The 26,746-nt window shown below is 73.5% G+C and carries 22 protein-coding genes and 1 other RNA gene; all 23 read right to left on the reverse strand.

Annotation, left to right across the window (positions count from 1 at the left end):
- Positions 1 to 8 precede the first annotated feature (8 nt).
- Positions 9 to 1,334 (reverse strand): tetratricopeptide repeat protein, encoded by a 1,326-nt coding sequence (locus tag F563_RS22425; protein ID WP_019014910.1) that lies wholly within the window; start codon positions 1,332 to 1,334, stop codon positions 9 to 11.
- Positions 1,331 to 3,463, reverse strand: coding sequence for an NAD-dependent DNA ligase LigA (ligA, locus tag F563_RS0111950; RefSeq protein ID WP_019014911.1), 2,133 nt, complete (start codon positions 3,461 to 3,463; stop codon positions 1,331 to 1,333). Before ligA ends, F563_RS22425 begins: the two co-directional genes overlap by 4 nt.
- Positions 3,460 to 3,636 carry a hypothetical protein gene (locus F563_RS24840; protein WP_019014912.1) on the reverse strand — a complete coding sequence of 59 codons (177 nt, stop codon included), beginning with the start codon at positions 3,634 to 3,636 and terminating at the stop codon, positions 3,460 to 3,462. Before F563_RS24840 ends, ligA begins: the two co-directional genes overlap by 4 nt.
- Positions 3,633 to 5,294 carry a DNA repair protein RecN gene (gene recN / locus F563_RS0111960; RefSeq protein WP_019014913.1) on the reverse strand — a complete coding sequence of 554 codons (1,662 nt, stop codon included), beginning with the start codon at positions 5,292 to 5,294 and terminating at the stop codon, positions 3,633 to 3,635. The genes F563_RS24840 and recN overlap by 4 nt, the downstream gene beginning before the upstream one ends.
- A gap of 25 nt (positions 5,295 to 5,319) precedes the next feature.
- The gene (locus F563_RS0111965) at positions 5,320 to 6,168 is read right to left on the reverse strand and encodes an outer membrane protein assembly factor BamD (RefSeq protein ID WP_425386938.1); all 849 of its coding nucleotides are present in this window, start codon (positions 6,166 to 6,168) and stop codon (positions 5,320 to 5,322) included.
- Positions 6,169 to 6,241: 73 nt separating this feature from the next.
- Positions 6,242 to 7,195 (reverse strand): UDP-3-O-acyl-N-acetylglucosamine deacetylase, encoded by a 954-nt coding sequence (gene lpxC, locus F563_RS0111970; RefSeq protein WP_019014915.1) that lies wholly within the window; start codon positions 7,193 to 7,195, stop codon positions 6,242 to 6,244.
- A 264-nt stretch (positions 7,196 to 7,459) separates the two neighbouring features.
- Positions 7,460 to 8,968 carry a cell division protein FtsZ gene (gene ftsZ, locus F563_RS0111975; protein ID WP_019014916.1) on the reverse strand — a complete coding sequence of 503 codons (1,509 nt, stop codon included), beginning with the start codon at positions 8,966 to 8,968 and terminating at the stop codon, positions 7,460 to 7,462.
- A 56-nt stretch (positions 8,969 to 9,024) separates the two neighbouring features.
- Positions 9,025 to 10,338, reverse strand: a complete 1,314-nt coding sequence (ftsA, locus tag F563_RS0111980) for a cell division protein FtsA (RefSeq protein WP_019014917.1) — start codon at positions 10,336 to 10,338, stop codon at positions 9,025 to 9,027.
- Positions 10,335 to 11,192, reverse strand: coding sequence for a cell division protein FtsQ/DivIB (locus F563_RS22430; RefSeq protein ID WP_019014918.1), 858 nt, complete (start codon positions 11,190 to 11,192; stop codon positions 10,335 to 10,337). The genes ftsA and F563_RS22430 overlap by 4 nt, the downstream gene beginning before the upstream one ends.
- Complete coding sequence (locus tag F563_RS0111990; protein ID WP_019014919.1) at positions 11,180 to 12,103, reverse strand: D-alanine--D-alanine ligase; 924 nt, start codon at positions 12,101 to 12,103, stop codon at positions 11,180 to 11,182. Before F563_RS0111990 ends, F563_RS22430 begins: the two co-directional genes overlap by 13 nt.
- Positions 12,100 to 13,038: a UDP-N-acetylmuramate dehydrogenase gene (gene murB / locus F563_RS0111995; RefSeq protein WP_019014920.1), complete on the reverse strand. Its 939-nt coding sequence runs from the start codon at positions 13,036 to 13,038 to the stop codon at positions 12,100 to 12,102. The genes F563_RS0111990 and murB overlap by 4 nt, the downstream gene beginning before the upstream one ends.
- Positions 13,038 to 14,480, reverse strand: coding sequence for a UDP-N-acetylmuramate--L-alanine ligase (murC, locus tag F563_RS0112000; RefSeq protein ID WP_019014921.1), 1,443 nt, complete (start codon positions 14,478 to 14,480; stop codon positions 13,038 to 13,040). The genes murB and murC overlap by 1 nt, the downstream gene beginning before the upstream one ends.
- On the reverse strand, positions 14,480 to 15,592 hold the full coding sequence (murG, locus tag F563_RS0112005; RefSeq protein ID WP_019014922.1) for an undecaprenyldiphospho-muramoylpentapeptide beta-N-acetylglucosaminyltransferase: 1,113 nt from the start codon (positions 15,590 to 15,592) through the stop codon (positions 14,480 to 14,482). The genes murC and murG overlap by 1 nt, the downstream gene beginning before the upstream one ends.
- An 8-nt stretch (positions 15,593 to 15,600) precedes the next feature.
- Positions 15,601 to 16,722 carry an FtsW/RodA/SpoVE family cell cycle protein gene (locus F563_RS0112010; protein WP_019014923.1) on the reverse strand — a complete coding sequence of 374 codons (1,122 nt, stop codon included), beginning with the start codon at positions 16,720 to 16,722 and terminating at the stop codon, positions 15,601 to 15,603.
- Complete coding sequence (murD, locus tag F563_RS0112015; protein WP_019014924.1) at positions 16,719 to 18,113, reverse strand: UDP-N-acetylmuramoyl-L-alanine--D-glutamate ligase; 1,395 nt, start codon at positions 18,111 to 18,113, stop codon at positions 16,719 to 16,721. Before murD ends, F563_RS0112010 begins: the two co-directional genes overlap by 4 nt.
- 4 nt (positions 18,114 to 18,117) lie before the next feature.
- Complete coding sequence (mraY, locus tag F563_RS0112020; RefSeq protein WP_019014925.1) at positions 18,118 to 19,209, reverse strand: phospho-N-acetylmuramoyl-pentapeptide-transferase; 1,092 nt, start codon at positions 19,207 to 19,209, stop codon at positions 18,118 to 18,120.
- 6 nt (positions 19,210 to 19,215) lie between these two features.
- A complete protein-coding gene (locus F563_RS0112025; RefSeq protein ID WP_019014926.1) occupies positions 19,216 to 20,601 on the reverse strand; it encodes a UDP-N-acetylmuramoylalanyl-D-glutamyl-2,6-diaminopimelate--D-alanyl-D-alanine ligase in 1,386 nt (461 codons plus the stop codon).
- Positions 20,598 to 22,070 carry a UDP-N-acetylmuramoyl-L-alanyl-D-glutamate--2,6-diaminopimelate ligase gene (locus F563_RS0112030; protein WP_019014927.1) on the reverse strand — a complete coding sequence of 491 codons (1,473 nt, stop codon included), beginning with the start codon at positions 22,068 to 22,070 and terminating at the stop codon, positions 20,598 to 20,600. Before F563_RS0112030 ends, F563_RS0112025 begins: the two co-directional genes overlap by 4 nt.
- A 4-nt stretch (positions 22,071 to 22,074) precedes the next feature.
- Positions 22,075 to 23,901: a peptidoglycan D,D-transpeptidase FtsI family protein gene (locus tag F563_RS0112035; protein ID WP_019014928.1), complete on the reverse strand. Its 1,827-nt coding sequence runs from the start codon at positions 23,899 to 23,901 to the stop codon at positions 22,075 to 22,077.
- Positions 23,898 to 24,623 carry a cell division protein FtsL gene (ftsL, locus tag F563_RS23985; RefSeq protein WP_019014929.1) on the reverse strand — a complete coding sequence of 242 codons (726 nt, stop codon included), beginning with the start codon at positions 24,621 to 24,623 and terminating at the stop codon, positions 23,898 to 23,900. The genes F563_RS0112035 and ftsL overlap by 4 nt, the downstream gene beginning before the upstream one ends.
- Positions 24,620 to 25,564: a 16S rRNA (cytosine(1402)-N(4))-methyltransferase RsmH gene (gene rsmH, locus F563_RS0112045; protein WP_019014930.1), complete on the reverse strand. Its 945-nt coding sequence runs from the start codon at positions 25,562 to 25,564 to the stop codon at positions 24,620 to 24,622. Before rsmH ends, ftsL begins: the two co-directional genes overlap by 4 nt.
- Positions 25,561 to 26,022, reverse strand: a complete 462-nt coding sequence (gene mraZ, locus F563_RS0112050) for a division/cell wall cluster transcriptional repressor MraZ (protein WP_019014931.1) — start codon at positions 26,020 to 26,022, stop codon at positions 25,561 to 25,563. Before mraZ ends, rsmH begins: the two co-directional genes overlap by 4 nt.
- Before the next feature lie 307 nt (positions 26,023 to 26,329).
- Positions 26,330 to 26,736: RNase P RNA component class A (gene rnpB / locus F563_RS23995), an RNA gene on the reverse strand.
- Between the last annotated feature and the right edge of the window lie 10 nt (positions 26,737 to 26,746).

The raw sequence follows: 26,746 nt of genomic DNA on the forward strand, positions 1-26,746 counted from the left end.
GAGTCCGATCAGGCGCGGTGATGCGCGACGATCCCCGATGCCGTCAGCATGCGATCGAGCAGCCGTTTCGTCGCCGGCACGCGCGGGTTGAAGGCGTGGCGCAGCGCGAGCATGCGCTGCGCCTGGGCGAGGCGGCCCGTGCGCAGCAGCGCGTCGATCAGGATCTGATCGAACAGGTCGCGCTGGGCGTGGCTGCCGCCGATCTCGTGCATCCGCGGCAGGGTGGGCGAGAGGTCGCGCACGCAGGCCTCGACATCGCCGCGTGCATGGGCGGCAAGCGCGCGTGCCGCCGGCAGCGCGACTTCGGCCCAGGCGGCCCGTGTCGCGGAGTGTGCCGTCGACGCGGTCGTTGCGATCCCGTCAAGCACCGCCTCCGTCTCCGGATGTGCGGCGCGCGCGAGCCCATAGACGAGATGCAGGTCGATGAACGGCTCGACATGGCGTTGCTGCGGCGTCGCGAGATGCGGCGCGAGCGCGCCCCAACGGTCGCCGACAGCCACACCCAGGAGTTCGAGCCGCGCGAGCAGCGCCACGGCCCCTGCCTGGATCTGCCCCCAGGATTTCTCCAGCGCCCAGACGCGCGCGTCGTAGAGCGCGAGCGCTTCCTCCGTACGGTCGCGGTCCAGCAGGAACAGGCAGTAGTGCCACCAGTTGTGCGTGACGATGAACGGGTTGCGTCCTTCCCAGGTCGGCGCGAGCGCCCGGAAGGTCTCGATCCCCTCCTCGGCGCGGTCGGTGGTCAGCAGCACATGGGCGAGCGCATGATGCGCCCAGGCCTCGTCCGCGCGCAGGTCCATCGCCCGGCGCGCGCTCGCCTCGGCCTCCGCGAGCGCGTGGCACTGCTCGTGGCCGAACGCAAGCATGCCGTGCAGGTAGGCGACGCTGCGGTTGGCGTTCGCCGCGAGAGCGGGCAGGCGCAGCAGTGCGAGCGAGTCGCCGCGGTTCAGCGCGTGATAGGTGCCGAACTTCACCGCGACGAGATCGCGCGGGAACGCGCGCGCGCTCTGCTCACAGACGGCGAGCGCGGTCGCGCTGTCGCCCTCCGCCCAGGCGCGCGCATGCGCGACCGCGAGGCGCTCCCGCTCGGTCGCGGCAGCCGCCTCGGCGCGCGCGAGGTAGCGCCCGGCTCGCGCGCGGCCCTTCTGCGTCTCGGTCAGCATCCAGAGGGACGCCGCCCAGGCATGGGCGAGCGCGCAGGACGGATCGGCATCCGCTGCGGCGACGATCCGGCCGATCTCGGCACGGTAGCCGAGGAAGTCCTCGGCGAAGGCATCGAGCGCGGCCATCGAGGCCGGATCGCCGGATGCCGCGTAGCCGGTGCCATCGCGCGTCATGCGATCGCTGCCATCTCGCGCCATTCCTGCTCGGTCAGGGTGCGCACACCGAGCTCCGCCGCCTTCGCCGCCTTGGAGCCGGCATCTGCGCCGACGATCACGAAGTCCGTCTTCTTCGACACGCTCTTGGTCACCTTCGCGCCGAGCCGTTCCGCCATGGCCTCGGCCTCGTCGCGCGTCATGGTCGCGAGCGTGCCGGTGAACACGACGGTCTTGCCCGCGAAGGGGCTTTCGATTGCGGCCTCGGGGGCGATCGGCTCCGGCGTGACCTCGCGGGCGAGATCATCGAGTGCCGCGAGATTGCGCGGCTCGGCGAAGAACTCCACCAGCTCCTCGGCGATCGCCGGGCCGATCCCCTGGATCGATCCGAGCTCCTCGCGCGCCTCGGAGCCGACAATGCGCGCGGCGATCATCTTCGCGCGCCACTCGTCCAGCGTGTGGTAGTGGCGCGCCAGCAGCTTGGCGTTCGCCTCGCCGATGCGGCGGATGCCGAGGGCGAAGATGAAGCGATCGAAGGGAACGCGGCGTCGCGCCTCGATCGCATCCAGCAGTTTGGCGATCCTGCGTTCGCCCCATCCCTCCCACCCGCGCATCGTCGCCGCGTGGCGGTGCAGGCGGAAGATGTCGGCCGGCGCTTTCACCAGGCCCTCGCGGAACAGGAGCTCGACGTTCTCCTCGCCCAGCCCCTCGATGTCCATCGCCCGGCGCGAGGCGAAGTGCTTCAGCCGCTCGACCCGCTGCGCGGGGCAGATCAGCCCGCCGGTGCAGCGGCGCACGGCCTCGCCCTCGTCGCGGATCGCGTGGCTGCCGCAGGCCGGGCAGGTGGTTGGGAACACGAAGGGTTTCGCGTCCTTCGGCCGCTTCTCCTTCACAACGCCGACGACCTGGGGGATCACGTCGCCGGCGCGCTGGATGATCACCGTATCGCCGACGCGGACGTCCTTGCGCGCGATCTCGTCCTCGTTGTGCAGCGTGGCATGCCGCACCACCACGCCACCCACATTCACCGGCTCCATCACCGCGCGCGGGGTCAGCGCGCCGGTCCGCCCGACCTGGATCTCGATCGCCAGCAGCTTCGTCGTCGCCTGCTCGGCCGGGAACTTCCACGCCACCGCCCAGCGCGGCGCGCGGCCGACGAAGCCGAGCCGCGCCTGCCAGTCGAGCCGGTCGAGCTTGTAGACCACGCCGTCGATGTCGTAGCCGAGGCTCGCGCGCTTCTCCGCCATGGCGGCCTGGAAGGCGGCGGCATCCGCCTCGCTGTCGAGCAGGCGCGAGAGCGGGTTGGTGCGGAAGCCCCACGCCTTCAGCCGCGCGAGATAGTCCCAGTGCGTCTCCGCCGGCGCCTCGCTTGCCGCCCCCATCGCGTAGGCGATCAGCCGCAGCGGACGCGCGGCGGTGACGCGCGGGTCGAGCTGGCGGACGGAACCCGCGGCGGCGTTGCGCGGATTGGCCGGGATCACCACCGCCTCGCCGAGCTTCTCGCCGCGCCTGCGCCGCTCCTCCCGCTCGGCGGCGGCAGCGGCCTGCGCGTCGCGGAAGGCCAGGAAGTCGGCCTTCTCCATGAACACCTCGCCGCGCACCTCGATGCGCGACGGGAACGTGCCCTTCAGGCGCAGCGGCAGGTCCGCGATCGTGCGCAGGTTCGCGGTGACGTCCTCGCCCTCGATGCCGTCGCCGCGCGTCGCCCCGCGGATGAACACGCCGTCCTCGTAGAGCAGGTTGATCGAGAGCCCGTCGATCTTCGGCTCGCCGACGAAGCGGAGAGGCTCGTCCGCCGGCAGGCGCAAGAAGCGGCGGATGCGCGCGCAGAACTCGGCGAACTCGCCCGCATCGAACACGTTGTCGAGCGAGAGCATCGGCTCGCCATGGCGCACCTTGGCGAAGGCCTCCGACGGCGCGGCGCCCACGCGCTGCGAGGGGCTGTCGGCACGCACGAGGGCCGGGAAGCGCGCCTCGATCGCGGCGTTGCGCGCCTCCAGCGCGTCGTACTCGGCATCCGAGATCGCCGGCGCGTCCTGGCGGTAGTAGAGGTCGCGGTGATGCGCGATCTCGGCGGCGAGGCGGGCGAGCTCCTCGGCAGCCTCCTCCTCGGTGAGCGCCTCGACCGGCTTGCTGCGCGGCGGTGTCATGCCGCGTCCGCCAGCACCGTGAAGGCGCGATCGGTGAGGATCATGCCGGTGAAATGCTCCGCCGTCATCGTCACGGGCGGTGCGTCGCGGCCGATGCTGTTGATGCCGTTGAACAGCGCCGCGACCGTATCGGCCTCGCGGTCGCGCGCGCGCCGCCCGGCGATCCGCCTCACGCCACCCCCGCCAGCAGATCGGCGGCGGCGGCGCGTGCGGCTTCGGTGATGCGGCTGCCCGCCAGCATGCGCGCGATCTCCTCGCGCCGCGCCGCCGCATCCAGCGTCTCGACGCGCGTGACGGTCGATCCCTTCGCCGTCGCCTTGCTGACGCGCCAATGGCCCGCCCCCTTGGCCGCGACCTGCGGCGAATGCGTCACCACCAGCACCTGCACGCCGCGCGCGAGTCGCGCGAGCCGCTCGCCGACGGCGGCAGCGGTCGCGCCGCCGATGCCGGCATCGACCTCGTCGAACACCAGCGTGGGCACGGTGCTGCCCTTCGCCAGCACCACCTTCAGCGCGAGCATCAGCCGCGCGAGCTCGCCGCCCGAGGCCGAGCGTGCGAGCGGCGAGGGGGCCTGGCCTGGATTCATCGCCACCAGGAACTGCACGCGATCGGCGCCATCCGCGCCCCACTCGGCCTCGTCGCGCGCCACGATCTCGGTCACGAAGCGCGCCTTCTCCAGCCGGAGCGGCGGCAGTTCCTTCATCACCGCGCGGTCCAGACGTTCGGCCGCCTCGCGCCGCGCGGCCGAGAGCGCGAGTGCCGCTGTCCGGTACGTCTCGCGCGCCGCCTTGGCCGCCTCCGCAAGCCCGGCAAGACGCTCCTCTCCCGCATCGAGGGCGGCGAGGCGGTCGTTCATGTCGGCGAGCAGTGCCGGAAGTTCGGCAACCGAGGTCTGATGCTTCCGCGCCGCCGCCCGCAGCGCGAACAACCGCTCCTCGGCCTCCTCCAGCGCGCGCGGATCGGGACCGGCATCGGCAAGCAGGCGATCGAGCATCGCCTCGGCATCGGCGACGCTGTCCTGCGCCGTGCCGAGCGCCGCCAGCACAGGGGCGAGATCCTCCGCCGGCGGCAGCCGCTCCAGCGCGCGCACGGCGTTGCGCAGGGCGAAGGCGACGCCGCGATGGCGTGTCAGCTCGTCACGCGCGGCGGCAATCGCCTCGACGCGCTTCTCGTTCTGCTGCATGCGCCGCCGCGTCGCATCGAGCCGCGTCTCCTCGTCCGGCTCGGGCGCGAGCTTCGCGAGTTCGGCGACCGCATGGCGCAGCCAGTCCTCCTCGCGCCGCGCGGCCGCGATCGCGGCTTCGGCCTCGGCGCGCGCGCGCTCGGCGGCACGCCAAGCCGCATGTGCGCCGGCCAGGCGCGCGCAGTCGGGCTCCAGCCCCGCGAAGGCATCGAGCAGGCCGAGATGGGTCGCCGGATCGGCGAGCCCCACCTGGGCGAACTGTCCTTCGACCTCGACCAGCGTCTCGCCGAGCCGGCGCAGCAGGGTCACGCTCACCGGCTCGTCGTTGATGAAGGCGCGCGAGCGGCCATCGGCCTGTACGACCCGGCGCAGCGTGAGCGGAGTCTCGGCGGGCAGGCCGTGCTCGGCCAGCAGCGCGAAGGCGGCGTGGCCGGCAGGCGGCTCGAACGCCGCCGTGACCACGGCCTGCGCCGCGCCCGCGCGCACCAGCCCGGCCTCGGCGCGCACGCCGAGCGCGAGGCCCAGGCTGTCCAGCAGGATCGACTTGCCCGCGCCGGTCTCGCCGGTCAGCACGGTCAGGCCAGGGCCGAGCGAGAGATCGAGGCGGTCGATCAGCACCACATCGCGGATCGAGACAGCGACGAGCATCCGTGCCGTGCCGCCGCGCGCGCGTTCAGAAGATCGCCGCCCACCAGCGCGCGAGCAGGCCCGGACGGTCAGCGTCGGCCGGCGCGGCGCCCGGGACGAGGAGCGCGTAGCTGTCCTGGTACCAGGGCGAGCCCGGGAAGTTGTGGCCCAGCACGGCAGCGGTGCGTCGCGCCTCCTCGGTCAGCCCGAGCGCGAGATAGGACTCGGTCAGCCGGTGCAGCGCCTCGGCGACGTGATTGGTGGTCTGGTACTCCTCGACCACGCGGCGGAAGCGGTTGATCGCGGCGAGATAAAGCCGGCGGTTCTGGTACCAGCGGCCGATCACCATCTCCTTGCCGGCGAGATGGTCGCGCGCGAGGTCGATCTTCAGCCGTGCGTCGCGTCCGTAAGGCGTGTCGGGGAAGCGGTTCACCACCTCGGTCAGCGCCGCCAGCGCCTGCTGCGTCAGCCGCTGGTCGCGCTCCACATCGGCGATCTGCTCGTAGTAGGAGAGGGCGCGCAGGTAGTAGGCATAGGCGATGTTCGGGTTCGCCGGGTGCAGGCGGATGAAGCGGTCGATCGCGCCGATCGCCTCGGTGTAGTTGTTGCGCATGTACTGCGCATAGGCGGCCATCAGCTTGGCGTTGACGGCCCAGGACGAGTAGGGGTGCTGGCGCTCGACCTCGTCGAACAGCGCCACCGCGCGGGCGAACTGCCGCGCCTCGAGCGCATCCGCCGCCTCGTTGTAGATCGACTCCACCGGGCGGTCGCGCGTGATCAGCGGGTCGTCGGCGGCATCGCGGCTGCCGCATGCGACCGCGAGCAGCAGCACGAGCAGCAGGGCGACAAGGGGATGGCGGCGCGGCATCGGCGCGGGGCGCGTTCCGGTGATCACGGCAGGCCGCTTATACCACGCGGGCGCGGGCGTCGAGAGCGCCGCGACCAGCCGCGAGGTCGCGGCGGGCGGCTCAGACGGGCGCGGCTGCGGCCGCGGCGATCGGCGCCGAGGCGCCGTCGCGCACCGACGCGCCGGGCAGCGCATCGACCAGGCGGTAGTTCGCGGGATCGGCGAACAGCGCGCGCAGCGCAAGGTTGTTCACCCGATGGCCGGCGCGCCGCGCCACCACCTTGGCGCGCAGCCGATGGCCGGCCAGGGCGAGGTCGCCGACCGCGTCGAGCAGCTTGTGGCGCACGAACTCGTCGGCGTAACGCAGCCCGCCCGCGTTCAGCACGGTGGCACCCCGCAGGACCACCGCATTCGCGAGACTGCCGCCCAGCGCCAGGCCAGCCTCGCGCAGCGCCTCGATCTCCTCGGCGAAGCCGAAGGTGCGCGCACGGGCGAGCTCGGCCTTGAACGCGCCGGGGGTCAGGCGGATCGCGCGCGACTGGCGGCGGATCGCGGCCGAGGCGAACTCGATCTCCATCTCGATGCTGAGCCAGGGCGAGGCATCGGGCAGGAGTGTCACGAAAGCGTCACCCTCCTCGACCCGCACGGGGCGCAGGATCTCGATCACCTGCCGCGGCGCGTCCTGCACCGCGATGCCGGCGCACTCGATCAGGAACACGAAGGGCGCGGCAGAGCCGTCCATCACCGGGATCTCGGGTCCGTCCACCTCGGCGACGACGTTGTCGATACCCGAGCCGGCCAGCGCGGCGAGCAGATGCTCGACCGTGCCCACCTGCGCGTCCGGGCGCCCCGGGACGCCGAGCACGGTCGAGCGGCGGGTGTCCACCACGTGGTCCCAGCGGGCGGGGATCGTGACCGGCCCACCCGGCAGCCCGGTGCGGCGCACCACGATGCCGCTGCCCTCGGGGGCCGGGCGCAGGGTGAGCGCGACCTTCCGGCCGGAATGCAGGCCGATCCCGGTGCAGCCGATCGGTGCCTTCAGCGTGCGCTGCGCGGGCAGCGAAGCCTCGGCCATCCAATCCTGTGGGGTGATCTGCACGGCAGGTGGGTCTCCAGGGAGGTGCGATTCGGGTCTATCCGCACCGCAACACGGGCGCACCCTATGCGCCCGACTCCCCGGCCTCAAGTCAACCTTCGTTTCTCCGTGTATCACCGAATGCCCTGATTTTTCCACATTTTCGACCACCCGACGCCCCGGTTGGCCCTAGCACGTCCGACCAAAAGAAACCGGCCCGCACGCCGTGCGGGCGCGCGGGCCGGACCGGGAGCGCACGCGGGGTCAGTTCGCCTGGCGACGCAGGAAGGCCGGGATGTCGAGGCCAGCCTCGTCCGTCGAGGCATGCCGGGGCGTGGCGCGCGGCACCGGCTCGCTGACGGGCGAGAGGATCGGCTCGGCCCGCTGGGCGGGAGGCGCCGTGCGCGGTGCCGGCTCCGTCTCGCCGCCGCCCATCAGCCGGGTCATCCGCTGGAACAGGCCGCGCCCGACCGTGCCCGCGGGCGCCGGTGCCGGCGCGGGCGCCGTCTGGGGCTGCGGCCGGGGGTCCGCCTCCAGGGGCGTGAACAGGGTGCGCGCCGGTTCGGCCGGCGGCGGGGCCGGGGTGGGCTGTGGTGCCGGCTCGGCCGCCGCCACCGGCTCGACCAGGGGCGCCGCGGCAGCCGCGATCGGCGCGGGCTGGGGCTGCATCACCGTGTTGCCGACCACCACCTGGGCGGGCGGCGCGACCACGGCGGCGGAAGCGGGAGACGGCGCGATCGGCCGTGCGACCGGCGCGCCGGCGACCGCCACCAGGGAGGGCCGCGGCCGCGCGGCGGCCGCCGCCTCCATGCCGGTCGCCACCACCGAGACGCGGATCCGGCCGGCCATGTCGTCGTCGATCGAGGAGCCGAAGATGATGTTCGCCTCCTCGTCGCCGACCTCCTTGCGGATCCGGTTCGCCGCCTCGTCCACCTCGAACAGCGTCATGTCGGGCCCGCCGGTGATGTTGATCAGCACGCCCTTCGCGCCCTTCATCGAGGCCTCCTCGAGCAGCGGGTTGCTGATCGCGCTTTCGGCGGCGCGCGTCGCGCGGTCGTCCCCCTCGGCCTCGCCCGTGCCCATCATCGCCTTGCCCATCTCGGCCATCACCGAGCGGATATCGGCGAAGTCGAGATTCACGAGGCCCGGATGGACGATCAGGTCGGTCACGCCGCGCACGCCCATGTAGAGCACGTTGTCGGCCATCTTGAAGGCCTCGGCGAAGGTGGTCTTGTCGTTCGCCAGCCGGAAGAGGTTCTGGTTCGGGATCACGATCAGCGTATCGACATACTGCTGGAGTTCCTCGATCCCGGCATCGGCCGAGCGGCGCCGCTTCAGCCCCTCGAACTCGAAAGGCTTGGTCACCACGCCGACGGTGAGGATGCCCCGCTCGCGCGCCACGCGCGCCACCACCGGTGCCGCCCCCGTGCCGGTGCCGCCCCCCATGCCGGCGGTGATGAACACCATGTGGGCGCCCGAGAGATGCCCCGCGATCTCCTCCACCGCCTCCTCGGCGGCCCCCCGTCCGACCTCGGGTCGGCCCCCGGCGCCGAGTCCCTGGGTCAGGTGCGGGCCGAGCTGGATCTTCCGGTCCGCGCGGCTGTTCAGCAGGCTCTGCGCGTCGGTGTTGGCGACGATGAACTCCACCCCGTCGAGCGACGAGGCGATCATGTTGTTCACCGCGTTGCAGCCGCCACCGCCGACACCGATCACGGTGATGCGCGGCTGGAAGTCGTTCATCGCCTGTTGCGGAACCGTCAGGGTGATCGCCATGGGGAAGTCTCCTCGCTGGGGCGTCGGGGTTCGGGGTTGGAGGCGCTGCGCATGGCTCAGAGCCGCTCGCGCAGCCAGGTGAACAGGCGCCGGACGGGACCGGGCGGGCCGGCATGGCCGACGGGGGCGAGATCGCGCGCGATCTGCCCTTCGGTCGCGGCCCAGATCAGCAGGCCGATCGCGCCGGCGAAGGCGGGGCCGGCGGCGCTGTCGGGCAGGCCGCGCAGCACCGGCGGACGGCCGAGGCGGACCTGCTTGTCGAGCACATGGGCAGCGAGCTCGCGCACGCCGATCAGCTGCGACGCGCCGCCCGTCAGCACGACGCGCCGCCCGGCGAGCCGGCCGAGCCCCGCATCCTCGAGCCGCGCGCGCACCAGCTCGAAGGTCTCCTCCAGCCGCGGGCGGATGATGCCGACCAGCATCGAGCGGGGCACCTTGGCGATCGCGTGATCGTCCTCGCCGACCAGCGGCACGGGCAGCAGCTCGCGGTCATCCTCGGGCGCGGCACCGGTCGAGCCGTGCAGCGTCTTCATCCGCTCCGCGTGCGCGATGGTGGTGGAGAGCCCGCGCGCGACGTCGTTGGTGACGTGATGGCCGCCCACTGGGATGACGTCGGTGTGCTGCAGGTGCCCGTCGGCGAACACGGCGAGGCTGGTCGTGCCCGCCCCCATGTCCACCACCGTCACGCCGAGCTCGCGCTCGTCCTCGACCAGCGTCGCCAGCCCGCTCGCGAACGGCGCGGCGACGAGGGATTCGATCTCGAGATCGCAGCGCGCGAAGCAGGCGGCGAGGTTGCGCAGCGTTGCCACCGCGGCATCGACCACATGCAGCCGCGCGGCAAGCGTCTCGCACACCATGCCGCGCGGGTCGCGCACGCCGCTCGTGCCGTCCACCGTGTAGCCGAGCGGGATCGCATGCACGACCTCGCGGCTCTCGGCATAGGCGCGGGCGCGGCCTTCGGCGACGATGCGGCGGAGCTCGTTGTCGCCCACCGCCTGTCCGTGCAGCGGCATCTGCACGTTGAAGTGCCGGCTCTCGGGCTGGCCGCAGGAGAGGTTGACGACCAGCTCGCGCGCCTGGAGGTCGGCCTGTTCCTCGGCCTGCGCCACCGCCGCGCGGATCGCTCCCTCCGCCTGGTCGAGATCGACCACCGAGCCCGCGCGCACGCCGCGCGAGCGCTGATGCCCGACCGAGAGCACGCGCAGCATGCCATCGCTCTCGACGCGGCCGATCAGGCAGGTGATCTTGCTCGACCCGACATCGAGCACGGAGATCGGGCCCGAGCGGCCGCGATAGCGCCCGCGCGGTGTCGCCGGCTGCACCGGCGCGGCCTCGAACCCGCCCAGGGGGCGGCGCGGGATCTCGTTCATCCGCGGGTCCTCCGCTCCGGCGCGGTCTGGCGCGGCTCGGGCTGCTCGCCCGGCACAGGGCGCAGCACCATCCGGTCGGGCAGGCGCAGATCGACCGCGATGAGCTGGCGATCGAGCACCTGGTTCTCCTGATGCAGCGCGATCAGGCGTTCCAGCGCGGCCGCCTCGTGCCCTTCCGGCAGCAGCACATCCGCGCCCGAGGCGAGGCGCAGGTTCCAGCGCCGCTGGTTCACGCGCACCGCCGCGGTGACGCGCCGCTGCACCTCGGGATACATCGCCAGCACGCCGAGCAGCGTCGCCGCCTCGTTCGCCGCGCCCTCGCCCACGACGAGCGGCAGGGCGGCGAAGCGCTCCACCGCATCGCGCACGATCACGCGGCCCTGACGATCGATCAGGGCGAAGCGGCCGCGGTTCTGCCAGATCGCGAAGGGCGTGCGCTCCGCGATCACGAGATGCACGTGGCCGGGGAAGCGGCGCTGCACGGCGGCCTGTTCGACCCAGGGCAGCGCCTCCAGGCGCGCGCGGATCGCCTCGGGCGAGACGTCCAGCATCGGCTGGCCCTGGGCGAGGCCGCTCGCGGCCAGAATCTCGGCGGCGTCCGCGTGTGTGCGTCCCTCTACGGTGACACGCGCGACGACCAGCCCGCCGGAGGCCGTGGCGGCGATGATGCGCTCGCGCACCATCTCCGCGAGCTGGCCGGGCAGGCCGGAGCGCCAGGCGATCGCGCCGGCCGCGAAGGCGACGAGCGCGATCGCGCCGAGGGCCGCCGGCTTGGCGAAGCGGCGCGACCGGCGCAGCCAGAGCCTGAGCCGCCCCGGCCGGCGCGCCTCGCTGCGCGCGTTCAGGCGCCGCATCGTGCCTGCTCCACCATCCAGGCGCAGAGCGCGGGGAAGGCGATGCCGAGATGTGCCGCCTGTTCGGGCAGGAGCGAGGTCGGCGTCAGCCCCGGCTGGGTGTTCACCTCCAGCAGCACGAGCCGGCCGGGCTCGCCCTCGGTGTCGTCGTAGCGCAGGTCGGCGCGCGTGGCGCCGCGGCAGCCGAGCGCCTGGTGCGCGCGGAGCGCGATGTCGAGCGCGGCCTCGTAGGCGTCCGGGTGGATCTCCGCCGGCAGCACATGGCGCGAGCCGCCGGCCGCGTACTTGCTCTCGTAGTCGTAGAACGCGCCGGCGGCGGCGATGATGTCGGTGACCGCGAGCGCGCGGTCGCCCATCACGCCGACCGTCAGTTCGCGGCCGGGGATGTAGGTCTCGGCCATCGCGTGCGCGCCGTAGCGCCAGTTGCGCACGATCTCGGCGCGGCGGTTGTCGCCGTTGCGCACGATCTCGACGCCGACCGACGAGCCCTCGTTCACGGGCTTGACGACATAGGGCGTGGGCAGCGGGTGCGCTTCGGTGAACGCCTCGCGCGTGACCAGACGGTGCCGAGCGATCGGCAGCCCAGCCGCGGCGAAGACGGATTTCGCCGCCGCCTTGTCCATCGCCAGTGCCGAGGCGCGCACGCCGGAATGCGTGTAGGGGATCTCCAGCCAGTCGAGGATGCCCTGGATGCAGCCATCCTCGCCGAAGCGGCCGTGCAGCGCGTTGAACGCCACATCGGGGCGCGCGGCGGTCAGCGCGGCGATCAGCGCGCCGAGATCCCGCGTCACCTCGATCGGCATCACCTCGAACCCGGCCTCGCGCAGCGCCGGGATCACCTGCCGGCCGGAAACAAGGCTCACCTCGCGCTCGGCCGAGATGCCGCCGTAGAGCACCGCGACACGGGTCATGGCACGACCTCCGCGAGCCCGCGGCCGGGGATGCCGATGCGGCGGATCTCCCACTCCAGCGTCACGCCGGTCGCGGCATGGACGCGTCGGCGGACCTCCTCGCCCAGCCCCTCGATGTCGGCGGCCGTCGCACCGCCCAGGTTGAGCAGAAAGTTGCAGTGCTTCTCGCTCACCTGCGCCCGGCCGCGGGTGAGCCCGCGGCAGCCGGCCGCGTCGATCAGCTCCCAGGCCTTCGCGCCTTCGGGGTTCTTGAAGGTCGAGCCGCCGGTGCGCGCGCGCGTCGGCTGCGTCGCCTCGCGCGCGGCGCGGATGCGCGCCATCTCGGCGCCGATGGTCGCGGGATCGCCCGCGCGGGCGCGGAAGCGCGCGCGCGTCACGATCGCGCCGGGCGGCAGGCGCGCGCTGCGATAGGCGAAGGCGAGGGAGGCCGCGTCGAGCCGGACGCGCTGGCCGTCGCGCGTGACGATCTCGGCCCAGTCGAGCACGTCCTTCACCTCCGCGCCGTAGGCGCCGGCGTTCATCGCCACCGCGCCGCCGACGCTGCCGGGAATGCCGGAGAGGAAGGCCAGTTCGTCGAGCCCGGCCTCGGCGGCGGTCTCGGCCACCGTGACGTCGAGCGCGGCCGCGCCCGCCACCACCCCGTCCGCCTCCACCGCGATCGCACCGAAGCCGCGCGCGAGCCGCACCACCACGCCGGGCACGCCGCCGTCGCGCACGATGAGGTTCGAGCCCGCCCCGATCACCGTGACCGGCACGGCCGGGTCGAGCGCGGCCAGGAACGATGCGAGGTCGTCCTCGTCGGCGGGGCGGAACAGCACCTCGGCCGGGCCGCCGACGCGGAACCAGGTGAACCCCCCGATCGGCGCATCGGCGGCGAGCCGGCCGCGCACGCGCGGCAGACGCTCGATCAGATGGGGCGTGCGCGCGGCGGGCATCATGCGCTGCCACCATTGGCGCGGCGCGGGATGGCGGCCTGCAGTGCCGCAAGCTCGCCCGGCAGCGCGTTCGCCCAGCTGGTGATGGAGCCGGCGCCGAGGCAGACGACATAGTCGCCGGGCCTGGCGATCGCGTGCACCATCTCGGCGAGCTGCGACGGATTGGGCAGCGCAACGACGCTGCGATGCCCGCGCGCCAGCAGCCCGTCGACCAGCGCGTCGCGATCGACGCCCGGAATCGGCTGCTCGCCCGCCGGATAGACATCGGCGACGATCACCGTCGCCGCGTCGTTCATGCAGGTGCAGAACTCCTCGAACAGCGAGGCGAGCCGCGTGTAGCGGTGCGGCTGCACGACCGCGATCACCTCGCGCGCGCCGGCCTGGCGCGCGGCCTTCAGCACCGCCGCGATCTCCACCGGATGGTGGCCGTAATCGTCGATCACGGTGATGCCGCCGACCTCGCCGGTGCGGGTGAAGCGGCGCTTCACGCCCTTGAAGCCGAGCAGCGCGGTGCGGATCGTGTCCTCGGAGAGCTCCATCTCGACGCCGACCGCGATCGCGGCGAGCGCGTTCTGCACGTTGTGCGCGCCCAGCATCGGCAGGCGGAACGGCTTCAGCCGGCGCGTCCGCCCGGCATGGCGGTCGGAGACCACCACCTCGAAGGTGGCGCCGAGCCGGTCCATCACCACCTTCTCGGCGCGCACATCGGCCTGCGGCGAGAACCCGTAGGTGACGATGCGCCGATCGGAGAGGCGGGGGATCATCGCCTGCACCTCGTGATGGTCGAGGCACAGCACCGCGAAGCCGTAGAAGGGGATGTTGGCGACGAACTGGGCGTAGCCGTCCTTCATCGCCTCGGCCGTGCCCCAGTGGTCGAGATGCTCGGGGTCCATGTTGGTGACGACGGCGATCAGCGCGGGCAGGCGCAGGAACGACCCGTCCGACTCGTCGGCCTCGACCACCATCCAGTCGCCCGCGCCGAGCCGCGTGTTCGCGCCATAGGCGTTGACGATCCCGCCGTTGATCACGGTCGGGTCGAGATGCGCCGCCTCCAGCACCGCGGCGATCAGGCTGGTGGTCGTGGTCTTGCCATGCGTGCCGCCGATCGCGATCGACCACTTCAGCCGCATCAGCTCGGCGAGCATCTCGGCGCGGCGCACCACCGGGATGAGGTGCTGGCGCGCGGCGACGACCTCGGGGTTGTCGCGCTTCACCGCGGTCGAGACGACCACCACCTGGGCATCGCCCAGGTTCTCGGCGCGGTGGCCGATCATCACGCGCACGCCCTTCTCGCGCAGGCGCTTGACCGTATAGCCCTCGGCGATGTCGCTGCCCTGCACCGTGTAGCCGAGATTGTGCAGCACCTCGGCGATGCCGGACATGCCGATGCCGCCGATGCCGACGAAGTGGATCGTGCCGATGGAGAGGGGGAGCGCGCGCATCAGGGAACCTCCGTCGGCGCCAGCACCAGCACCGCATCGGCGAGCCGCGCGGCGGCGTGCGGCGCGGCGAGCGCGGCCGCCGCTTCGGCCATGCGGGCGAGCAGCAGGGGGTCGCCGAGCAGCGCCGCCAGACGTGCCGCGAGCGCGGCCGGTGTCAGTTTCGCCTGCGGATGCAGTTCGGCCGCGCCCGCGTCGGCGAGCGCGCGCGCATTCGCGGTCTGGTGATCGTCGATCGCATGCGGCAGCGGGATCAGCAGCGATGGCCGGCCGGCACAGGCGAGCTCGGCGACCGTCGAGGCGCCGGCGCGCGCGATCACGAGATGCGCGCGCGCGTAGAGGGTGGCGACATCGTCGAAGAACGGCGCGAGCCGCGCCGAAACGCCCGAGCCTTCGAGCGTGGCGCGCGCGCGGTCGAGATCCTCCGCGCGGCACTGCATGGTCAGGCGAAGCCGGGTGCGCAGCCCGTCCGGCAGGGACGCCACCGCCGCCGGGACGAGATCGGCGAGCGCGCGCGCGCCGAGGCTGCCGCCGAGCACCAGCAGATGGAGCGCCGCGTCGGGTGCGGGCATCGGGTAGCGGTTGCCGGCCAGGGCCGCGATCTCGGCCCGCACGGGGTTGCCGATCACGCGGGCCCGCGCGCCGGCGGGAATGCGCATGGTGGCCTTGGTCGAGAGCGCAAGCAGGTCGGCGAAGCGGGCGAGCGACCGGTTGGCGCGGCCGAGCACCGCGTTCTGCTCGTGCAGCACGACGCGGGGGCGGCGCGCGCGGGGCAGCAGCCGCGCGGCGAGCACGGGCGGGATCGAGGGGTAGCCGCCGAACGCCACCACGGTCGCGGGCGCGAGGCGCGCGAGCAGGCCGCGCGTCTCGATGACACCGAGCGCGAGTGCCGCCAGCGCACCGGGGAGGCGTGCGAGACCGCGCCCCGCCACACCCTCGGCGCGGATCACATGCGTCTCGACGCCCGCGAAGCCGGGGCCAAGCCGGGCGGCGGTCCGCGCGTCGGTGAACAGCACCGGCCGCTCGCCGCGGCGCGCGAGTTCGCCCGCCAATGCCTCGGCGGGGAAGAGGTGGCCGCCCGTGCCGCCGGCGGCGATCGCGATCGGTCGCAGCATCGCCCCCCTCATGCGACCTCGCCCCGCGTGCGCCGACGCGTCAGCGCGAGCAGCATCCCCATGCCGAGCGCGACCGCGAACACCGACGATCCGCCATAGGAGATCAGCGGCAGCGTCATGCCCTTGGTCGGGATCAGGTGCACGGTCGAGGCCATGTTGACGAAGGCCTGCAGCCCGAACTGCGCGACCAGACCGGTGCCGGCGATCACCACGAAGGGATCGGTCTCGCCCATCAGGCGGAACAGTCCCCGCAGCACCACCACCGCGAACAGCGCGACGATCAGCAGGCAGGCGAACAGGCCGAACTCCTCGCCCGCCACCGCGAACACGAAATCGGCATGCGCGTCCGGCAGCACCGACTTCACACGTCCCTCGCCGGGACCGCGCCCGGTCAGCCCGCCATTGGCGAAGGCCTCGAGCGCGCGTTCGACCTGGTAGTTGTCGCCGGCCGCGGGGTCGAGGAAGCGCAGCACGCGGCTCTGCACGTGCGGGAACAGCATGTAGGCGAAGACAGCGACAGCGGCGACCACCCCGCCCAAGAGCGCCACCCAGATCGTGCGCAGCCCGGCGACGAACCACTGCGCGAGGAACACCGCCAGCACCACCGCCGCCATGCCGATATCCGGCTGCATCTTCAGCGCGGCGAGCACGAGCCCGAGCAGCAGGCAGGCGATCGCCGCGCCGGGAAAGCGGGTGCCGCGCATCCCTTCCGCGAACAGCCAGCCCGCCACCACGGCGAAGCAGGGCTTGAGGAACTCCGAGGGTTGCAGCGACAGGCCGGGCAGGGCGATCCAGCGCCGCGCGCCCTTGATCTCGGGCCCGACCACCGAGGCCGCCGCGGTCAGCGCGAGCGCGATGATGAAACCGACGAAGGCGACCCGGCGCACGCCGCGGGGCCCGAGCAGGCTGACCGCCAGCAGCAGCGCGAGGGCGAGCGGCAGGAACACGAGCTGGCGGCGGACGAAGGCGTACATGTCGAGCCCGATCCGTTCCGCCACCGCCGGACTCGCCGCGAGCGTCAGCAGCATGCCGATGCCGGCGAGCGCGAACAGCGCCGCCAGCATCCAGCGATCGACCGTGAACCACCACCGGCCGAGCCGCGTACCGTCGTCCCGCGCGAGCGCGATCATGCCGCGCGCTCCGGCTTGAGCCGCGTGACGGCCGCGCGGAACGCCGCGCCACGCGCCTCGAAATTGGCGAACTGGTCGAAGCTCGCCGCCGCCGGCGAGAGCAGCACCACGGACGGCGCCTCGGCGCGCGCGGCGGCGAAGGCGGCCGGCACGGCCTCGTCGAGCGTGAGAGCGATCTCGTGCGCGACCCCGTGCGCGGCGAGCGTGGCGGCGAAGGCGGGCGCCGACTCGCCGATCAGGAAGGCGCGGGCAATGCGCGGGAACAGCGGCGCAAGCGCGGCGATGCCCCCTTCCTTCGCGCGACCGCCGGCGATCCAGAACACGCGCGGGTAGCAGGCGAGCGCGCGCGCGGCCGCATCGGCGTTCGTGGCCTTGCTGTCGTTGACGAACACGACGCCCTCGCGCTCGCCCACGCGCTCCTGCCGGTGCGGCAGGCCGGGGAAGGAGGCGATGCCGGCGGCGACATCCTCGGCCGGGATGCCGAGTGCCAGGGCAAGGGCGGCGGCGGCGGCCGCGTTCTGGGCGTTGTGCGACCCCGGCAGGGTGGGGTGGCGCACCAGGCTGGCGATGCGCTGCGGGAAGGCGCCGCGCGCGTCGATCAGCCGCGCGTTCTCGACATAGACCCCGCCCGGAACGGCCGTGCTCCCGCTGATCCGGATCAGCGCGGCCGGGCCGGCGGCGAGCTCGTCCGCCATCGCCCGTCCGACCGCGTCGTCGATGCCGATCACCGCCGTGCAGGCGCGGTCCTGACGGTCGAAGATGCGCCGCTTGGCCGCGGCATAGCCCGCCATGTCGCCGTGGCGGTCGAGATGATCGGGCGAGAGGTTGAGCATCGCGGCCGCATCGAAGCGGATACGGGCGATTCGCTCCAACATGTAGGACGACATTTCGAGGGCGTAGACGCCCTCCGACCCCAAGATCTTGAGGGCGAGCGCCGGGGTGCCGAGGTTTCCGCCCGTCTCGTGCGGCCGCCCGGCGCACGCGAGGATGTGGCCGAGGAGCGCCGTGGTCGTGCTCTTGCCGTTGGTTCCCGTCACGCCGGCGAAACGCGCGGCCGAGCCCGTCGCACGCACGGCGCGGAACAGCAGGTCGGCGTCGCAGACGATGGGCGTGCCGGCAGCCTGCGCGCGCGCCGCGACCGGGTGCGGCGCGGGCAGGCGGTGCGGGATGCCGGGCGAGAGCAGCAGCGCATCGATCGCCGCGAAATCGGCCGTGGCGAGATCGGCGAGCGGCACGCCCGCCTCCGCCGCCTGGCGCCGGGCCGGCTCGGAGTCGTCCCAGGCGAGCACGCGCGCGCCGAGCCGCATCAGCGCCTGCGCGCCGGGCAGCCCGGCCCTTCCGAGGCCCATCACGGCCACGGTCTCGCCGGCGAAGGGAGCGTCGCCCGCCATCCCCTCACCTGAGCTTCAGGGTGGAGAGGCCGACCAGCGCCAGGATCATCGCGATGATCCAGAACCGGATGACGATGGTCGATTCCGCCCAGCCCTTCTTCTCGAAGTGGTGGTGCAGCGGCGCCATCCGGAACACGCGCTTGCCGGTCAGCTTGTACGAGACGACCTGCACGATCACCGACGCCGTTTCGAGCACGAACAGCCCGCCGACGATCATCAGGACGATCTCGTGCTTGGTCGCGACCGCGATCGAGCCGAGCGCGCCGCCGAGCGCGAGGCTGCCGGTGTCGCCCATGAACACCATCGCCGGCGGCGCGTTGAACCAGAGGAACCCCATGCCCGCGCCGATCAGCGCGGCGCAGACCACGGCGAGCTCGCCCGCGCCGGGCACGAAATGCAGCTGGAGATAGTTCGCGAACACCGCGTTGCCGGTGAGATAGGCGATCAGCGCGAACACGGCCGCCGCGATCATCACCGGCACGATCGCCAGCCCGTCGAGCCCATCGGTCAGGTTCACCGCGTTCGAGGTGCCGATCATCACCACCGCGCCGAAGGGGACGAAGAACCAGCCGAGCTGGATCAGCACGTCCTTGAAGAACGGCACGGCGAGCGCGGCCTCGAGCGGCGGGCGCGCGATCCACATGATCCAGACGGCCGCCAGCGCGCCGAGCCCGCCCTGCACGGCGAGCTTCGCCCAGGCCGGCACACCCTTGGTGTTGCGCTTGGTCACCTTCAGGAAGTCGTCGGCGAAACCGAGCAGCCCGTAGCCCACGGTGACGACCAGGACGGCCCAGACATAGCCGTTGCGCACATCGACCCAGAGCAGTGTCGAGACCAGGAGCGCGATCAGGATCAGCACGCCCCCCATCGTCGGCGTGCCGCGTTTGCCGAGCAGATGCGCCTCGGTCATGTACTGCTCGCGCATCGGCTGGCCCTCGGCCTGGATCTGGCGCAGGCGGCGGATCACCGGCCCGCCGAGCGCGAAGGAGAGGAACAGCGCGGTCATGCACGCCGCCCCCGACCGGAAGGTCAGGTAGCGGAACAGGTTGAAGAGGATGAACTCCTCGGCGAGCGGGGCGAGCGCGACGAACAGCATGACCGGTCACCGTGTCGCGCCGGCAAGGCCGCGGACGATCAAGCCCATGCGGCTGCCGAGCGAGCCCTTCACCAGCACGAGATCGCCCGGCCGGAGCGAGGGCTTGAGGAACGCCAGCAGCGCCTCGCTGTCCGGGGCGTGCGCGCCGCGCAGGCTCATCGGCAGCGCCTCGTAGAGGTGGCGCATCAGCGGCCCGCAGCAGAACACGACATCGATGCGCGCGGCGACGATCGGCTCGGCGAGCGCACGATGCTCCGCCTGCGCGCGCGCACCGAGTTCGAGCATGTCGCCGAGCACGGCGACGCGCCGCGCCGCGAGCGCATCGCGCAGCACGGCGAAGGCGGCGCGCATCGACGGCGGCGAGGCGTTGTAGGAATCGTCGAGCAGGATCGCCTCGCCGCCCGTAACGCGGATCGGCAAACGCTGGCCGCGCCCCGCGCCCGGGGTCAGCTCCGCGAGCGCCGAGGCCGCCGCGAACGGGTCGGCGCCGGCGGCGAACACGGCGGCCAGCACACCCATCGCGTTCAGCGCGGCGTGGCGGCCGGGGAGTGCCAGGCGGAACTCGATCTCCTGGCCGAGCAGGCCGGCGCGGACGAGACCGCCGAACCCCTCGGCGCGCCAGGAGAGAAGCCGGACATCGGCGAGCGGGTCCGTGCCGAAGGTGATGACGCGCGCGATGTCGCGCGCCTCGGCGGCGGCCTTGAGGCGTGCGAAGTGTCGGTTGTCGCGGTTCAGCACCGCCGCGCCGCCGGCGACGAGCCCGTCCATGATGCTCGCCTTCTCGTCGGCGATCGCCTCTTCCGACTCGAAGAACTCGATGTGCACCGGCTCGACAGTGGTGATGACGGCCACATGCGGCGCGGCGAGGCGCGCGAGCGGGGCGATCTCGCCCGGGTGATTCATGCCGATCTCGGCCACGCACCAGGCGGCATCGCGCGGCAGGCGCGCGAAGGTCAGCGGCACGCCGATCTGGTTGTTGTGGCTGGCGGCCGCGGCGTGGGTCGGACCCTGCGCGGACAGCACGTGGCGCAGCGCCTCCTTGGTGCCGGTCTTGCCGACGCTGCCCGTCACAGCGATGACCTGCGCGGCCGCGCGGACCCGTCCGGCGCGGCCGAGACTGTTCAGCGCCTCGGCGGTATCGGCGACCATCACCAGGGTCGGGTTGTCCGGGCGCTCGTCCGGCATGCGCGAGACGACTGCGCCGGCCGCGCCCTTGCGCAGCGCCTCGGCGACGAAGGCGTGGCCATCGCGCCGCTCGCCCTTCAGGGCGATGAACAGGTCGCCCGGTTCCAGGCTGCGCGTGTCGATCGCGACACCGCTCGCGCTGAACGGCGCAAGTGCCTTGCCGCCGGTGGCCGCGGCGATCTCGGCCGATGTCCAGAGCGCGCTCATCGCGCGATCCGCGCGACTTCCTCGCGCGCGACGGTGGCGTCGTCGAAGGGAATCACGCGATCGCCGACGATCTGGCCCTGCTCGTGGCCCTTGCCGGCGATCACGGCGAGATCGCCGGCGCCAAGCCCTGCGATTGCCGCGGCGATCGCGGCGCGGCGGTCGCCGATCTCCTCGGCGCCCGGGCAGCCGGCGCGCACGGCGGCGCGGATCGCCGCCGGATCCTCGCTGCGCGGGTTGTCGTCGGTGACGATCGCGCGATCGGCCGCCGCCGCCGCCGCGCCCATCGGCGCGCGCTTGCCCGGATCGCGATCGCCGCCCGCGCCGAACACGATGGTGATGCGCCCCGTCGCATGCGGGCGCAGCGCGCGCAGCACGGTCGCGATCGCGTCCGGCGTGTGCGCGTAGTCGACATAGACGGCCGCGCCGTTCGGCAGCACCGCGACGCGCTCGACGCGGCCGCGCACGCCGACGAGGCGCGGCAGCCATGCGAGAACATCCTCGGCAGGCGCGCCGGTGGCGATCGCGAGCGCGGCCGCGGTCAGTGCGTTGTCGGCCTGGAATCCGACCAGCGGCAGAGCGAGCGCGTGCGCGCGCCCGGCGTGACGCAGCGTGATCGCGGTGCCGTCGGTGCGCGGTTCGGCGCCGATCACCTCGATGAACCCGCCGCCGGGGCCGACCGTCAGCAGGGGCAGACGGCGCCGCTCCGCCACGACGCGCAGGGCCGCCAGCGCCTCCTCCGGCAGGGCGGTGTGCGCGACCGCGGGCGCGCCCTCCGGCAGCAGCGCCTCGAACAGCCTGAGCTTGGCCGCGAGATAGGCCGCCATGGTGCCGTGGTAGTCGAGATGGTCGCGCGTGAAGGTGGTGAAGGCCGCGGCCGCGAGACGGACGCCGTCGAGCCGCCGCTGCTCCAGACCGTGCGACGAGGCCTCCATGGCGGCGTGCGCGATGCCGGCCCGCGCGAGTTCGGCCAGCGTCGCGTGCAGCGCCACCGGATCGGGCGTGGTCAGCCCGCCGCCGGGCCTTATCCCGGGCGCGATGACGCCGAGCGTGCCGAGCGAGGCGGCACGGCCCTGGTGCAGCCCGGCCCAGATCTGGCGCAGGAAATCGACCGTCGAGGTCTTGCCGTTGGTGCCGGTGACGGCGGCGATCGTCGCGGGCTGCACGGCGTGGAACACGGCCGCCATCAGCGCGAGGCGCCGGCGCGGATCGGCATCCGTGATCAGCGGCCGCGGCGGCACGCCGGGCGGCCAGACCGTGCCGTCGGGGGCGAGCACGGCGGCGGCGCCGCGCGCCACCGCCTCGGCGATGAACTGCCTGCCGTCGGCGCGCCTGCCGGGCAGGGCGGCGAACAGATCCCCGGGGCGCACCGCGCGGCTGTCGGCGGTGAGGCCGGTCACCGCGAAGGCGGCGAGGCGCGCGAGATCGAGCGTCTCCTCGCCGAGCCGCGCCGGGGCGATCACGCCGTGCATGAGCTCACTGAGCCGCAACGCGGCGCTCCGAGCCGGGCAGCGCCGCCTGGCGCTGGCCGGTCGGCGCGGCGGCGGGACGGGGCGGGGCCTGGCCCGGCAGGGTGATCGCCAGCGCCGAGCGGATCGCGTCGGTCTCGGGCTCCGGCACCAGGCCGAGCAGCGGGCCGATCCGCTCGATCACCTCCTTGGCCGCCGGGGCCGCCACCCAGCCGCCGGTGGCGAAGCCGTGCGTGTCGCGCTGCGGCTTCGGCTCGTCGATCATCAGATAGACGACGTAGCGCGGCGCGTGCGCGGGGAAGATGCCGGTGAAGGAGGAGATGCGCGCATCGCGCAGATAGCGGCCATGGCTGCCGACCTTCTGCGCCGTGCCGGTCTTGCCGCCGACGAAATAACCGGGCACGTCCGCGCCCTTGCCGCTGCCATGCGTGACGGTCAGGCGCATCAGCCGGCGCAGCGTCGCCGAGGTGTCGGCACGGATCACGCGTTCGCCGAGCGGCGGCGGATCGTCCGGATCGCGCGCGAGCAGCGTCGGCGGATGGAGCACCCCGCCATTGACCATCGCCGCGGTGGCGGTCGCGACGTGCAGCGGCGTCACCGAGATGCCGTGGCCATAGGCGATGGTCAGCGTGTTGATCTCGCGCCAGTTGCGCGCGCTGGGCGCGAGCGGCAGCGCGGTCTCGGGCAGTTCGATCGGCAGGCGCCGCGTCATGCCGAGCTTCTCGAGGAAGGCGCGGTGCCGCGGCACGCCGACCTCCAGCACCATGCGCGCGGTGCCGATGTTCGAGGAGTAGGCGAAGATCTCCGGCACCGTCAGCCAGCGGTTCTTGCCGCGGAAGTCGCTGATCGTGAAGCGGCCATAGGTGATCGGCCGCGAGGCGTCGTAGCCGCCGGTGATCCGCGTGGTGCCGAGATCGAGCGCCATGCCGGTGGAGAGCAGCTTGAAGGTCGAGCCCGGCTCGTAGACGCCGACGGTGATGCGGTTGAAGCGCGCCTCGGCCGGTGCGGTCGCGATCTCGGCCGGGTCATGGTCGGGCAGGCTGACCATGGCCAGCACCTCGCCCGTGTTGACGTCCATCACCACCGCGGCGCCACCGATCGCCTCGAACCGCGTGATCGCGCGGCCGAGCGCCTCGCGCAGCACGTGCTGCACGCGGATGTCGAGCGAGAGCCGAAGCGGCTCGCCGACGCCCTGGCGCAGCCGCGCGTCGAACTGCCGCTCGACGCCGGCGATGCCATGGCCGTCCACATCCGTGCCGCCGAGCACATGCACGGCCGCATGACCCTGCGGATAGACGCGGCGCTCGGCGCGCTGGAAGTGCACGCCCGGAATGCCGAGCCGGTTCACCGCATCCTGCTCGCGCGGGGTGAGGTGCCGGCGGATATAGACGAACTGGCGGTCACCCTCGAGGCGCGGGGCGAGCAGGGCCGGGTCGATGTCGGGCAGCGCGGTGGCGAGCTTGCGCGCCGCCTCCCAGGGATCGGCGATCTCGCGCGGATTGGCGTAGAGCGCGGCGGTGGGCAGGCTCGCGGCCAAGAGCACGCCGTTGCGATCGACGATCGAGGCGCGCTCCACGCGCGGCTCGGCGGCGATCACGGCCTGCGGGGTGGTGGGGACGCGCGGCTGACCCTCGGCGAGCAGGCTGACATCGACCACGCGCGCGGCGAGAGCGAGGAACATCAGCCCGAACGCGCCGGCGCCGACCGCGAGGCGGGCGCGCGCAGTGTCGAGCTGGCTGCGCCGCCGCCCGTCCGAGGTGCTGACGACCGGCACGTGCCGCGGCGGAACAAGCACCGGCGGGGGCGGGACCGGCGGGGGGGCGCCGGCGGTCATCGCGGACCTCCGGCCGCGCGCGGCACCGGCGGCGGCAGGGCGGCGGAGGGCGCGCCGAGCGCGGAGACCGCGGCCGGCGGCGCGGCAGGCTCCGGACGCGGCGGCAGCGCGGCCGTGCGCACTGGCGCGGGCGCTTCGGCGAGTGCGGGCCGGGGTACGGCCGGCACGGCCGGGGGCGGGCGGTCGCGCGCGGGCGCCGGGCGATCGGCCTCCGGCTGGGCGACCGGGCGGGCCGCGATCTCGCGGCGCGCGGGTGCCGGCGGCGGCGTCTCGCGGGCCGGGGCGGCGGGTGCGGCCGGGACCGGGCGCGCGATCTCGCGTGGCGGCTCGGCCGGGAAGGGCGGCGGCAGCGGCAGCGTCGGCGTGCCGGCGGCGGCGATCGCAACGGCACCCGGTTCGCGCGGTTCCGTTGCCGGCGGCTCCACTGGCGCTGGCCGATGCAGCGCGACGCGCGCGGCGATGTCGGCGGGGCGGGCGAACTGGTCGGGCCGCATCGGCGCGAGCGCGAGGTGCCGCTGCGCGAGATCGCCGATCCGCGCCGGTTCGTTCAGCAGCGACCATTCCGCGCGCAGCACGTGGATGCGGTCCTGGGTGGCGAGGATGCGCCGGTTCACCCCGGCGAGCTCCTCCTCCAGCGCCTGCACGTCGTGCTTCACCTGGTAGAGGAACAGCCCCGCCAGCACGACGAGCCCGGCCCAGACGAGGGTGGAGGCGCGGATCATGCGGCCACCGCGGCGAGCCGCTCGGCGGCGCGCAGCCGCGCGCTGCGCGCGCGCGGGTTGGCCGCGGCCTCGTCCGCGCCGGGCATCAGCGGCTTCGGTGTCAGCAGGCGCAGGCGCGGGACAGGCCGGGCGGCGAGAGCGGCGGGGTGATGGCGCGAGGCGCCGGGCGCGCGGCCGGCGGCCTCGGCGAAAGCGTGCTTGACGATCCGGTCCTCGAGCGAGTGGAACGAGACTGCGACGATCCGCCCGCCCGGGGAGAGGAGCCCGATCGCCGCCGCGAGCCCCCGTGCCAGCTCATCAAGCTCCTCGTTCACGCAGATTCGCAAGGCCTGGAAGCTGCGCGTCGCCGGATCGATGCCGTCCGCGGCGCGCGGGACGGCCGCGCGCACGATCGCGGCGAGGCGCGAGGTGGTGGCGATCGGCGCCTCGGCGCGGGCGCGCACGATGGCGCGGGCGACGCGGCGCGCGTGGCGCTCCTCGCCGAAGCGATGGATCAGGTCGGCGAGGGCGCGTTCGTCGAGGGTGTTGACCAGATCGGCCGCGCTCGCGCCGCTGCGGCCCATGCGCATGTCGAGCGGACCCTCGGCGCGGAACGAGAAGCCGCGCGCGGCCTCGTCGAGCTGGAAGGAGGAGACGCCGAGATCGAAGGCGACCCCGTCGAGGGCGCTCACGCCGCGCGCGGCGAGCAGGTCGACCATGTCGCCGAACCGCCCCTCGATCAGGTGCAGCCGGCCGGGATGGCGGGCGGCGAGCGCGGCGCCGCGGGCGATCGCGTCCGGATCGCGGTCGATCGCGAACACGGTGCAGTCGGCCGCGTCGAGGATCGCGGCGGTGTAGCCCCCGCCGCCGAAGGTGGCGTCGAGATAGAGGCCGCCCGCGCGCGGGGCGAGCAGGTCGAGCACCTCGCGCAGCATGACGGGCACATGGCCGGAGGCGGTCATGGGCGCGCACCCCGCGGCACGGTCAGGCCGCGCTCGCGCGCCCGCGCCACCGACTGGGGCAGGTGCTGCTGGGCGAGCCCCGGCTCCCAGATCAGGAAGATCCTGCCGAAGCCGACGAAGGCGACCGGCTTGCCTGCTTGCAGCCCGGCGTATTCGGCGAGCCGCTCGTTCAGCACGATCCGCCCCTCGGCATCCGGAGTGGCGGCCTGGGCGTCGGCGAAGAGAGCGATGGCCAGATCGTCGTGCTCGTCGGAGAAGGCGTCGAACTGGTCGAGCCGGCCCGCGAACTCGCGGAACGCGGGCTCGGGCCAGGCCTCGATGCAGGGCCATTTGTGGCTCGGGCGGAGCACCAGTTCGGTCGTGTCGAGGCGGGCGAGAGTCGTGCGGAACGCCGCTGGAACCGAGACCCGGCCCTTGCTGTCCAGCCTGTTCGCATGGGTGCCCAGGAACTGGCCCATCCGGTCCGTGCAGCCCTTTCCTCCATGCCCGGCGGGACGGGACCGCCCCGCATGCGCGTTCCGGGGCCGTGGGGCGGCGGGAACGGCGGGCCACGACGCCGCCGCGCCATGGTCAGAAATGGGATATCATGGTCAATCATGGGCGTCAACGGAAACAAGCCGGATTGTCTTGGGATTTCCGGGGTTTGTCTTGGCCGCGGGCAATGATGAACAGGGGGTTTACGGTCCTCGCGCGTCGGGCATGGGACGAAGCGGGCGATCCGCCAAGTATTCACGATTTGTTCTCGATCTCCAGCGGCGGAGGAACGGGGTCAGGCGGCCTGTAAGCCGGGTTCTGTCCGGGGTGTCGCCACCCCTGGACGGCCATTCGTCTGGGACGCCCGTTGCCGGACGCCTCGCGCGACCCACCCGGGCGGGATGCGCGGGAACGCGCCTGCGGCCGGCCTTTGGGGTCGCCGCCGCCCGCCCCTATTCGGTCTTGCTCCCGGTGGGGTTTGCCGTGCCGTCCCCGTTGCCGGGGCCGCGGTGCGCTCTTGCCGCACCGTTTCACCCTTGCCGACGGGCCTCGCGGCGCGCCGGCGGTCTGTTCTCTGTGGCACTGTCCCTGGGGTCGCCCCCGCCGGGCGTTACCCGGCACCGTGTTCCCGTGGAGCCCGGACTTTCCTCACCCCCCGGCCTTTCGGCGGTGGAGGGCGCGGCCGTCCGGCCGCCTGACCCGGTTGCG

The sequence above is a fragment of the Elioraea tepidiphila DSM 17972 genome, from assembly GCF_000378465.1.
GTDB lineage: Bacteria > Pseudomonadota > Alphaproteobacteria > Acetobacterales > Acetobacteraceae > Elioraea > Elioraea tepidiphila.